Annotated in this window: 9 protein-coding genes and 1 riboswitch; of the genes, 1 reads left to right on the forward strand and 8 read right to left on the reverse strand. The window is 58.5% G+C overall.

Annotation, left to right across the window (positions count from 1 at the left end):
• Positions 1-45: 45 nt before the first annotated feature.
• The 3 genes from GE107_RS12775 to GE107_RS12785 form a co-directional block, all read right to left on the reverse strand.
• Positions 46-591, reverse strand: a complete 546-nt coding sequence (locus GE107_RS12775) for an RNA polymerase sigma factor (RefSeq protein ID WP_219640364.1) — start codon at positions 589-591, stop codon at positions 46-48.
• A gap of 90 nt (positions 592-681) precedes the next feature.
• Positions 682-2,619 carry a threonine--tRNA ligase gene (thrS, locus tag GE107_RS12780; RefSeq protein WP_219640365.1) on the reverse strand — a complete coding sequence of 646 codons (1,938 nt, stop codon included), beginning with the start codon at positions 2,617-2,619 and terminating at the stop codon, positions 682-684.
• Positions 2,620-3,058: 439 nt separating this feature from the next.
• Positions 3,059-3,919 (reverse strand): putative sporulation protein YtxC, encoded by an 861-nt coding sequence (locus GE107_RS12785; RefSeq protein WP_219640366.1) that lies wholly within the window; start codon positions 3,917-3,919, stop codon positions 3,059-3,061.
• Between the two features lie 120 nt (positions 3,920-4,039).
• On the opposite strand from GE107_RS12785, the gene GE107_RS12790 reads away from it, so the two are divergent.
• A complete protein-coding gene (locus GE107_RS12790) occupies positions 4,040-5,194 on the forward strand; it encodes a GGDEF domain-containing protein (RefSeq protein WP_219640367.1) in 1,155 nt (384 codons plus the stop codon).
• Between the two features lie 110 nt (positions 5,195-5,304).
• On the opposite strand, the gene mqnC is transcribed toward GE107_RS12790, so the two are convergent.
• The 5 genes from mqnC to metA form a co-directional block, all read right to left on the reverse strand.
• Positions 5,305-6,441, reverse strand: a complete 1,137-nt coding sequence (gene mqnC, locus GE107_RS12795) for a cyclic dehypoxanthinyl futalosine synthase (RefSeq protein ID WP_219640368.1) — start codon at positions 6,439-6,441, stop codon at positions 5,305-5,307.
• A 140-nt stretch (positions 6,442-6,581) separates the two neighbouring features.
• Positions 6,582-7,958, reverse strand: a complete 1,377-nt coding sequence (locus tag GE107_RS12800) for an EAL domain-containing protein (RefSeq protein WP_219640369.1) — start codon at positions 7,956-7,958, stop codon at positions 6,582-6,584.
• Positions 7,959-8,054: 96 nt separating this feature from the next.
• Positions 8,055-9,242 (reverse strand): MalY/PatB family protein, encoded by a 1,188-nt coding sequence (locus GE107_RS12805; RefSeq protein WP_219640370.1) that lies wholly within the window; start codon positions 9,240-9,242, stop codon positions 8,055-8,057.
• Between the two features lie 4 nt (positions 9,243-9,246).
• On the reverse strand, positions 9,247-10,404 hold the full coding sequence (locus GE107_RS12810; protein ID WP_219640371.1) for a PLP-dependent transferase: 1,158 nt from the start codon (positions 10,402-10,404) through the stop codon (positions 9,247-9,249).
• A 92-nt stretch (positions 10,405-10,496) separates the two neighbouring features.
• The gene (gene metA, locus GE107_RS12815; protein WP_219640372.1) at positions 10,497-11,432 is read right to left on the reverse strand and encodes a homoserine O-acetyltransferase MetA; all 936 of its coding nucleotides are present in this window, start codon (positions 11,430-11,432) and stop codon (positions 10,497-10,499) included.
• 85 nt (positions 11,433-11,517) lie between these two features.
• Positions 11,518-11,634, reverse strand: a riboswitch (SAM riboswitch).
• Positions 11,635-11,843 lie beyond the last annotated feature (209 nt).

The raw sequence follows: 11,843 nt of genomic DNA on the forward strand, positions 1-11,843 counted from the left end.
GAGGAATCCTCGGGGATCCCTCCAAAACACGAATAATTATTGTCATTAGGTAGCGAACGTTCGGTTCGCGTCACCGTTCGAAGCTCTTCTCTCCTCCCGCTCCGCTTGCTGAAGCCTCGCTTTACTGCGGTGGATTCTGGCCTTCACCGTGCCTACGGGCACGTCCATGACGGCCGCGATTTCGTCGTCCTTGAAGCCGTAATAAAACTTGTACAGCAGCAGCGTTCTCGTCGTCGGGTCCAGCCGGCCGAGCAGGTCGGACAGCTCCGCGATGAGCTCCGGACTCGGAACCGAATCCGATAAGTAACGCGCATAGCTGTCGTAGACGGATTGCGCCTTGTTCGCCCGGTTGGCGTTCGAAGCCAGGTTGAAGGCGATCGATTTGGCCCACGGAATCAGTTTGTCCGCTTCGCGAAGCGACGATTGGCGTTCCAAGATGCGAACCCAAGCTTCCTGCACGATATCTCCGGCTTCGCTCTTGTCGTACAATTTGCGCCGGGCGACTTTCAGCATCTGCCGGTACATCTCGGCCAACACGGCTTCTTCGGACGAAAACGCCGCGGGAACTTCCGAGTTGCGGAGGATACTCATGGAACGGGTCACTCCTCATCGGACGGGAAAATAGGTATTCCTATTCTATCACAGGCCCGATGAAAAGAGAATATTTTCCATAACCAGCGGTCAATCGACCCGTTTCGCCGCGATTTCGCCGGTTGTCCGGGCGATGAAATCGTCCAGCGCTTGCGCGCCAAGGTCACCTTCTCCGCGCCGGCGGACCGACACGGTGCCGTTCGCGGCTTCTTGCTCGCCCACGATCAGCATATAAGGAATTTTCTCCAGCTGCGCTTCGCGGATCTTGTACCCCATCTTCTCGTTGCGCAGGTCGGATTCCGTGCGGATCCCGGCCGCTTGCAGCTTCTCCGCCACCTCGCGGACATACGGTTCGTAAGCCGTGCTGACGGGAATGACCTTGGCTTGCACCGGAGACAGCCAAAGCGGCAATGCGCCGGCGAAGTTCTCCAGCAGGAACGCGGTCATGCGCTCCATCGTGCTGATGATGCCCCGGTGGATGACGACGGGACGATGCTTCTTGCCGTCGTCGCCGACGTATTCGAGCTCGAACCTTTCCGGCAGCAACACGTCGAGCTGCGCAGTGGACAGCGTTTCTTCCTTGCCCAGCGCGGTCTTGATCTGCACGTCCAGCTTCGGTCCGTAGAACGCGGCTTCCCCTTCGGCCTCGAAGAACGGTAGTCCCAGCTCCTCCACGACCTCGCGGAGCATGCGCTGCGTCGATTCCCACATTTCGTCGTCCGGCCAGTATTTCTCCTTATCCTGCGGATCGCGGTACGACAGCCGGAAACGGTATTCCTTGATGCCGAAATCTTCGTAAACCTGGCGGATCAAGTTCACGACGCGCGTGAACTCTTCCTTGATTTGATCCTTGCGGCAGAAAATATGGGCGTCGTTCAGCGTCATCGCCCGCACGCGGTGCAACCCCGTGAGCGCGCCGGACATCTCGTAGCGGTGCATCGTCCCGAGCTCGGCGACGCGAAGCGGCAAGTCGCGGTAGCTGCGCATGTCGCTCTTGTACACCATCATGTGGTGCGGGCAGTTCATCGGACGAAGAACGAGCTCCTCGTTGTCCAGCTCCATCGGCGGGAACATATCGTCTTTGTAATGTTCCCAGTGTCCGGATGTTTTGTACAAATCCACATTGGCGAGAACCGGCGTGTATACATGCTGGTAACCCAGCCGCTCTTCCAGATCGACGATGTAGCGTTCCAACGTGCGGCGCAGCTTGGCGCCATAGGGCAGCCAGAGCGGCAAGCCTTGGCCGACCTCCCGGGAGAAGGAGAACATTTTCAGCTCCCGGCCGAGCTTGCGGTGATCCCGTTTCTTCGCTTCCTCCAGAAAATGGAGATGCTCGTCGAGCTGGGCTTTTTTGGCGAACGCCGTGCCGTAGATGCGCTGCAGCATCTTGTTCTTGCTGTCGCCGCGCCAATACGCCCCGGCCACGCTCAGCAGCTTGAAGGCCTTGATTTTACCGGTGGATGGCAAATGGGGACCGCGGCAAAGATCGAAAAATTCGCCCTGATCGTATATCGTGATGACGGAATCGGCGGGCAGGTCGCGGATAAGCTCCAGCTTGAGCGGGTCCCCGACTTTCTCATAAATCGCGATCGCCTCGTCGCGGCTCACGACCCGGCGAACGATCGGCAAATCTTCCTGGACGATCTTCTCCATTTCCTGCTCGATCCGACCCAAATCCTCCGGCGTGATCGATTGGTCCAGGTCGATGTCGTAGTAGAAGCCGTCCTCGATCACGGGACCGATGCCCAGCTTCACGCGGTCCCCGCCGAACAGGCGTTTGATCGCCTGCGCCATCAAATGGGCGGTGCTGTGGCGCATCACTTCGAGCCCGTCCGCTTGGTCAAGCGTCAAGATTTCAAGCGACACGTTCTCCGAAATCGGCGTATTCAGATCCACCGTTTTCCCGTTGATTTTACCCGCCACGGCGTTTTTGCGAAGTCCCGGGCTGATCGATCCCGCCACCTCGTGGACCGTTACGCCGGCATCGTATTCCCGGACCGCTCCGTCCGGCAGCTTGACTTGTACCATGCGAATATTCTCCTTCCCTCTGGGGATTCACACCTTCCTCCGAAAATAAAAAAGACACCGTCTCATAAGGGACGATGCCTGCGTATGGCCCGTGGTTCCACCCTGATTCGGCCGAATCGGTCATCCCGCTGGGATGGTCCGAAATTGCGGCCCTCGGCGCATTCGATAACGGGAATGATCCGTTGCGGCTTACTCCGCTTCCGGCAATCACCGGACGGTTCAACCGCGCAGCTCCAAAGGGGTAATCCGCTTGCCGGTGCGCGAGGAAATTTCAGCCGGGTTTCCTCTCTCTGGGCCGTCCGTGCGAAGGGACCGTGTCTTTATCGTCGCTGTTCGTCATTTTCGGATTGCAGTGCGAAAAAGATATGTCAGCATTATAGCAATGCCGCCGCGACTCCGTCAAGCCGGCGCTTGAGGGGAGCTTGCCGGCGTATTCCGGTTACGGGTTATGCGGGTACAAGGCGGCCCGATCCCCGAAAATCCCGATCAGCGTACGGATCACTTGGGAATCCGGTTCCGGCGTATGGATATGCAGCTGCCCGGGAGAGACGGCCAGAAGGCGGCTGACGAGCAGGCTTTCCTCTTCATCATCCTGGTTCTCCGCCGCGTGTTGATCCGAGCGCTCTAGCGGCCGCATGTCTTCGTCCAGCAGCCGAAAGGCATGTCCTCCGGCATGCAGGACGTGCACGGCCTCGATCCCGGTCTGCTGCCAATCCACCATCGACCTCAGCAAATCCATGAACTCTTGGTACTGCCGTTCCATCAGCCGCTCTTCCATGGCCGTCTCCGCCGCTTCCACCACTTCCGCGCGGTAGTCGCCCAAGCGGAAACGGATAAACCCGTCCACGTGCAGCTTGTCATGGTCGGCCAAAAAAGAGGCGAAGCGGGCGGTGAGCTTGCGAAGCCGGTTCTCGCGTTCCCGCCCCGGCCACGGCTGATCGGGATCCCCATGCCCGTCCAGCAGAGATACCGTTTCCGCGATGAGCGCGTCCATTTCCACGGGGTCCTCGATGCCGTAACGGACTTGAAAAAGACGGCGCAACAGCTGCGGTTCATGTTCGGTCAGCGTAAAATCGGCCAGCACGCGCCCCACTTGCTCGCAAGAACTTTTCCGGGCAGCCGGGCCGGGGCCGAGCGGAAATTGGAAACGGATAAACCCGTCCTCTCCCGACAATTCCCACTGCATCGCGTCAACGGCGCGTTCCGGTCCCATGATGGCCCGGTTCAGCATCACGGCAAGCCGTTCAAGCGAGCTCGGATCATGCCCGCGCTCCACCAGGAATTCCACCCGCTTCATCATGCGCACCCCCCGTCATCAGTGCTTGTTACTAACTATATGGTGACCCAAAAAGGGATATACGATGGGGGAGCGGCTATGGTATATTTTATTAATACTGATCCTGCCGAGGGGAAGGTAAAGATGTCATTGCCATCCATGGAATTCAATCAGAAAAGATGGAACCGTCTTCTCCTTTCCGGTTATTGGGTCACCATTTTTCTCTCGGTTTTGGTGGAACTGCTGTACATGCTGCACGCATCCGAACTCCCGCGGTCGGAATTTTTCCCGAAGTATATCGCCCTGCCGACCAGCCTGATGTTTGCCGCCGTTCTGACCGCGGAAGCCAGCGTGAGACTCCTCTCTCCGAAATGGCACGATTACGTTCTCATCTCGACAGCCTCATTGCTTGCCCTTATCGTCACTTCCATCCACACGACCTTGGATTATCTTCTCTTTTTTCTTTGTTTTCCGAACATGATCAGTATTTTTTATTTTCAATATAAAAAGCTGGCCTTCGCCATCGCAGCCACGTTCGCCTCGCTGTTTTTCCTGTATGCCGTCATTCCGGAAATTCACCGGAGCATGAGCTTTATCGACTTGTTGTGCATCACCGTCCTGCTCGCGATCTACAGCGGCATCGCGCTCGGCGTGCTGGCGCGCGGACGGGAGACGCTCCGGCATTTGCGTTCTTCCTACGAATCCAATCAGGAACTGCTCGTCCGCAATATCATGATGGACAAACTGGCCAAAACGGACGCGCTGACGGATACCTACAACCACATGGCGTACCACGAGTTCGTGGAGAAGCTGGTGGAACAGGCGGAAAAAGGCTTACTCCACTTGCAGATCGCCGTAATGGATATCGACAATTTCAAAAAGGTAAACGACACGTACGGCCACCGGGCCGGGGACAACGTTCTACGAGAAGTGGCTTCCATCGCCCGTTCGAAAGTCGGGCCCAACGACTTCGTCGCCCGGTACGGAGGGGAGGAGTTCGTCATCCTGTTCACCGAACTGGCCTATCCCGCGGCATTCGATACCGTAGAGGAAATCAGGCGAACCGTCGCCGAAACGCCGCATGATTCCTTAGGGGGGCTAGCCGTAACCGTCAGCGTCGGCGTTAACCGTTACGTGCCCGGCATGGGCAAGGAGCGGTTCTTTCAGGGAGCCGATGCCGCCTTGTACCATGCCAAGCGGACGGGCAAGAACCGCACCGTCGCGGCCGAGACGATCGATAGCGGCACGGCCGCCGCGTCGGCCGCCGCGTCGGTCGCCGCGTCCATTGCCAGGGACTGATTCCCCATCAATCCGCAGAACCCGAATCACGCAAGAATGATGAAAAAAAAGCCCGCAGGAACTTCCTCCCGCGGGCTTTTTGCCGTCTGTGTCTCCGTTTCGCGAAACGGTCAGTTCTGCATCACGAAATCGCGAGCCACCGTGTCGTTTTCGCGGTAAACTTTCAAGATTCGGTATTTCGTGTTTCGTTGGGCCGGGATTTTGCCCGCTTGGCGAATAATGTCAAGCGTGGAGCCGATATTCACCTTATGCGTCGTACCGGCTGCGGAAACGACGTTCTCTTCGATCATCGTGCTGCCGAAATCGTTGCACCCGTAAGACAGCGACAGCTTGCCGATTTCCGGCCCCATCGTCACCCACGACGATTGGAAGTTGTCGATGTTATCGAGCGCAATCCGGCTGATCGCGAGCGTCTTCAAATATTCCTCGGGCGTAGCCTTCTCGCGTTTCATGTTCGTGTTTTCCGGCTGGAACGTCCACGGAATGAAAGCCAGGAATCCCGGCGACGGATACCCGTTGTTCAGGCATTCGTCCTGGGCGTCGCGGACGCGGATGAGGTGCAGCGCGCGCTCCTCCATCGATTCCCCGAAGCCGATGACCATCGTCGCCGTCGTGTTCATGCCGATTTTGTGCGCGGTCGTCATCACGTCCATCCAATCCCGCCAGGAGCCCTTCAGCTTGCTGATTTTGGAACGGGTCCGGTCGTCGAGAATCTCCGCGCCTCCGCCCGGCAGCGAATCCAGTCCCGCTTCGTGCAGCCGCCTCACCACGTCCTCAATCGGAATGTTGCCGGCTACGACCTGCATTTTGCGGATTTCCGCGGGCGAGAACGAGTGCATCGTGATGTCCGGGAACCGGACTTTGATCTCCCGCAGCAAATTCAAATAATAGTCGAACGGCAAATCCGGGTTCGTCCCGCCTTGCATCAGGATTTCGGTTCCCCCGACATCGACCGTTTCCTGGATTTTACGAAAGATGACTTCGTCGGGCAGCACGTACCCTTCCTTGGACCCCGGCGCACGGTAAAACGCGCAGAACCGGCAGTACACGTCGCATATATTCGTATAGTTAATGTTGCGCCCCACGACGAACGTCGTGATCGGCTCCGGATGTTTCTTCATCATCAGCCGGTTGGCGGTGTCGCCCATTTTCTCGATTTCATCCGACTCGAACAAAGCGACGATATCGTCTTTCTCCAACCTTCTGCCTTGGAGAGCGCCTTCTAAAATACGGTCGATATGGCTCATTGTCGTATCCTCCCTCTCCCGGGAAACGAAACGGGTTCCCTTAGTCCTTCCCATCGTACCATACTGGGTGCGGACCGTCATCATGAAGCCGTTTGGCAGAACGAAAAGCGCACCCCAAGTGTGCGCTTTTCGTCACCATTTTAGGAAGCCGCTTGGCCTCTTCGATGCTGAATCCGTTCCTTGGTTTCCTGGAACATGCCGCGTTCATGCTCTTCGAGAAGCGCGCTCGGCCGCGCGAAATAGTAGCCCTGTCCCATGCCGACGTCCAAGCGGAACAGCACGTCCGCTTCCTCCTCGCGTTCCACGCCTTCCGCCACCACGTCGCAGTTCATCTCCTTGGCAATCGACATGAGCGCCTTCAGCATGCTTTCCTTGATCGCGACGCGGTCAACGTGGCGGATCACGGAGCGGTCGATTTTGATCAGCTCGGGGACGAGCTCGCCGATCCACTGCAGGCTCGAATAGCCGGCGCCCGCATCGTCTACGGCGAAGCGGAAACCGCGTTTGCGGAACGAGGACAGGATTTCCGCCATCGCCTCCAAGTCGGACACTTCGTGCCGTTCGGTGATCTCGAAGTAGATTTGGGAAGCTGTCAGCCCGGGATGACGCTCCAGACACTTGAGCACGTGGGAAAGGAACAGCGGATGCGCAAGCGTCACCGCCGTTACGTTCAGGAACACCGGCTCCCGGATTCCCCGGGAGGCCACCTCCTCGAGCGCCCGGCTGACGACCAGGAATTCCAACCGGCTCAACAGGCGGGTCTGCGAGGCAATCCGGAACAGCTCGTCCGGCATGTGAAACGCGCTTTCGGCCGGTCCGCGCGTCAGGATTTCCCAACCGTGCACGTCTCCGCTTGTCAGGTTCATGATCGGTTGCGCGAGAACGGACACGGCTTCCCGCTCCAGCAGCTGCTCGAGCTGCTTGCGCAGGACCTCCGTTTGGGGAGTCAACTGGTGCGTAGCGAGAGCGAGAGCGAGCCGGTAGGCTTCCGAGAGTCGATCGGCAGGCTCCGCGGCAGGGGTTGACCCGGCAATCGGCGCGCAGGCCTTGACGATCTTAACGTTCCTCCGCCATTCGGGGACGGCGCCCTGCAGGCCGACTTCCAGCGCGGAGCGGATCCGTTCGAGTTTCTCGTTCATCGCTTGAGGGATGCCGTTCCCGGATTGATCGTCCGCTTGCGATATCTGAAACAGAAGAACGTAGTCCGTCCGGTCGAATTGATCCAACACGACCAGTTCGTCCGTGCTCAGCTGTAGGGCGGCGCTGATCCTTAAGTGCCGACGCGCCGCCTCGCGGAACCTCTCCCATGCTTCATCCGGAACTTCATGCTGCAAACGGGAAAACTCCAGCCGGAACAAAGCCAGCCAGCATTTTCCCGTCTCGTCTAGGCTTTTTTCCATCAGGGAAAGAACGGGTCGCCGCAGCGTAAAATCCGGCGGAAAAAATTTGATGGCGCGGTCCGGGAGAAACAGCTTCAGCCCGCTCGCGATCCGTTCGAAAAGCTTGGGAGAGGTCACGTCGTCCATCATCCTGTCCAGGTTGTTTCAACTATTGTAGCACACTTTTGCGAAGGGATAGCAAATTATGTCTTTCCTTGTCGAAAATTCGAAACGTTATACCGGTTTTCTCGCGCGGACCGCGTTCGCGAACCGTCCCAGCGCCTCCGCCAGCGTAGCTCTGGGGCAAGCGACGTTCACGCGCAGGAAGCCGGCCGCTTGGCCGCCGAAGACCGAGCCTTCCGAGAACGCAACGCGCGCTTCCTCGAACATCAACTTCTTGAGGTCGGCCGGCTCCCGCGAAATCGCGCTGCAGTCCATCCACACCAAATAAGTGGCCTCCGGCCGAACGACCTGCACTTCCGGCAGACGTTCCTTAACGAAATCGAGCAGGAATTGCACATTGCCCTCCAGGTAATCGATCAGCTGCTCGAGCCACTCGTCTCCGTGCGTGTAGCTGCTGATCAGCGCGGGGATACCGAAGTACGGTTCCATGTGCAGAGACAATGTTTTTACCGCGGTGTTGTACCGGCGTCTGAGCTCGTCATTCGGAACGATGGCCAAGGCGGACTGGAGCCCCGCGAGATTGAACGTTTTGCTCGGCGCGACGAGCGTGAACGAATGCTGGGCGAAATCATCCCGGATCGACGCGAACGGTACATGGCGATGTCCTCGGAACACCAGGTCGTGGTGGATTTCGTCGGCAACGATCAGGACGCCGTGCCGAAGGCAGATCTCGCCCGCGCGGACCAGTTCATCGCGCGACCACACCCGGCCGCCGGGGTTGTGCGGCGTACAGAGGAGCAGCAGCTTGGCTCCGTCCGCGGCTTGGCGCTCCAGCAGCTCGAAGTCCATTTCGAAGCGGCCGTTCCGAAGCGTGAGCGGATTGTCCACGATCGTCCGTCCGTTCATCCGGATCACTTCATAGAACGGGTAGTATACCGGGGATTGCAGGATCACCTTGTCTCCCGGTTGCGTAAACGCCTGAACGATCACGCTGATGGCGGGCACGACTCCCGGCGTGGACGAGGACAGCCATTCGTGGCGGATGTCCCACCCGTGACGGCGCTTCATCCAGCCGCTGACCGCTTCGAAATATTCCGGCGGACGGATCGTATACCCGTACACCCCGAGCTGCGCCCGGCGGACGACTTCCTCGACGACTTCCTTCGGCGGTTCGAAATCCATGTCGGCGACCCAGAGAGGCAGCACGTCCTTATGCCCGAAAAGCTTCTCCGACTGGTCCCATTTGTACGAATAAGTGCCGGTGCGGATGGATACGCGGTCGAAATCGTAATGGGTCATCGCCTTATCCTCCGATTTCCTTCAACGCGGCATCGATCGCCTGGCCGAGGTCCGCGATCAGATCGTCGATATGCTCGATGCCGACCGAGAACCGCAGCAGCCGGTCATCCACGCCCACGGCTCGGCGGATTTCTTCGGGAATGTCCGCATGCGTCTGCACGGCCGGATACGTCATGAGCGACTCGACGCCGCCGAGGCTTTCGGCGAACGCAATTAGCCGCACATGGCGGAGAATCGGCTCGATCGTTCGGGCGTCTTTCATTTTAAAGGAAAAAATGCCCGTATTTCCGGAAGCTTGCCGCTGCTGGATGTCGTGTCCCGGATGGTGGGGCAGCGCGGGATGGTAGACCTCTTCGACCGCCTCGTGCCGCCCCAGCCAGGATGCGATCCGGACCGAATTTTCCTGATGCCGTTCCATCCGCAGAGCCAGCGTCTTCATGCCGCGCATGAGCAGCCACGAATCCTGCGGTCCGAGCACCGCCCCGATGGAGTTGTGCAGGAACGCCATCTCCTTGGACAGCTCTTCGCCTTTGGTCACGATGAGGCCCGCAAGCACGTCGTTGTGGCCGCCCAAATATTTGGTGGCGCTATGGATGACGATATCCGCGCCATGCTCGATCGGCCGGAAGAAGAACGGTGTAAGCAGCGTGTTGTCCACGATGACGAGATAGCCTTTACGCTTGGCCCAAGCGGATACTTTGGCCACGTCGGTGATCATCATGAGCGGATTGGTCGGCGTCTCGATCAGGACGGCTTTCGTCCCCGGACGGCTGTTCGACTCGAGCGCATCCAGGTCGTTCGTGTCCACGTAGGACGCCGTCACGCCGTAACGGCTCATGATTTTCTCCAGCAGGCGGTACGTGCCGCCATAGAGGTCGAGGGAGACGAGCAAATGATCGCCTTGCTTGAACAACGCGAAGATCGTCTGCAAGGCCGCCATGCCCGAGCTGCAGGCGAAGCCGGCGTCACCGCTTTCCAGGTCGGCGGCCGCCGCTTCGAGAACCGACCGGGTGGGGCTTTTGGTCCTTGCGTAGTCGAAACCCGTGCTCTGGCCGAGCCGAGGATGCCGGAACGCCGTCGCGTGATAAACCGGGAAGCTGACGCCTCCCGTCGCCGGATCTTCCAGCGAACCGATTTGAGCCAATCGACTTTCAATATTCATGGGTGGAATAGGCCTCCTCTAATCGGGAGTTTGACGTCTAATCGGGAGTTTGCAAGAGCAAACTCTCCCTGCTCAAACTCTCTCCTCTTGCGCTAAGGTCGATGCGCGTGTTTCTGCGCTTTGCCAAGCTCGAACGGGGTCTCCTGGTACACATAATAATTGAGCCAGTTGGAGAACAGAAGGTTCGCGTGCGCCCGCCAGGTGGACACGGGGGCGCGGGACGGGTCGTTGTTCGGGAAATAGTTTTTGGGCACGTCTATTCGGAGTCCTTTGGCCTTGTCGCGGTCGTATTCCCACTTCAGCGTTTGCGGATCGTACTCGGAGTGGCCCGTGACGAAAATTTGCTTGCCGTCGTGAGACGCCGCGATGTAAACGCCCGTTTCTTCCGATTCCGATAGGATGTCCAAGCCGTCCGCCCGCTCGACGTCCTCCCTCCGAACCTCCGTGTGTCTCGACTGGGGCACGTAGAACATTTCGTCGAAACCGCGCGTCAGCTTCGTGTTCGGCTTCGTCACGAAGTGCGGGAACACGCCGAAAATTTTCTCTTGAAGCGGATACTTGGGGATTCCGAAATGGTGGTACAGCCCCGCCTGGGCCGCCCAGCAAATGTGCAGGGTGGACGTGACGTTATCGACGGTCCAGTCCATAATGGCCTGAAGTTCGTTCCAGTAGGTCACTTCCTCGAACGGCATCTGCTCCACGGGAGCGCCGGTGATAATCATCCCGTCATATTGCTCGTCCTCGATTTCGTCGAAGGTTTTGTAAAACGTTTCCAGGTGCTCCGCCGAAGTGTTTTTCGAAACGTGCGTCTTCGGGTGGAGCAGGACGGCCTCGACCTGCAGCGGCGTATTGCCGATCAGCCGGAGCAGCTGCGTCTCGGTCGTTTCCTTCGTCGGCATGAGGTTGAGGATCGCGATGCGGAGCGGCCGAATATCTTGATGGTATGCTTTGCTTTCGTCCATGACGAAGATGTTTTCCCCTGCGAGCACCTCTTTGGCGGGCAAGTTGTCGGGTACTTTGATCGGCATCCCGCATTCCTCCTTGAAGTCGAATAGAAAAACATGAAAACGACCCCGATGAGACAGGGTCGTTGAAAGTCGATTCAGCGCGCCCTTCTCATCTGTCAGAAACGCTTGCGCGCCTCCGCAAGAATTAGCACCGTGCGTCCATGTTGCGACGCCGGTTGCCGGGCTTCATCGGGCTAGTCCCTCCGCCTGCTCTTGATAAGATGGCCAACTCATTCGGTTGTCGTTTGACAATAATGTAACCGAAAACCCCAGAAGCGTCAAGTGCAGGTTCCCCGGTCCGTCACGCCGGATAGGGATCTGGAGAGCCCTTCATGCGCCATCCGATTCCGAAGCTGCGAACCCCGAAATTCGCCCTTGATAAACCCGTCTATCCGGGCTTATACTTATCACGTCCACCGAGCGCAATGCGCC

It is taken from the genome of Cohnella sp. CFH 77786 (genome assembly GCF_019400745.1).
GTDB lineage: Bacteria > Bacillota > Bacilli > Paenibacillales > Paenibacillaceae > Cohnella.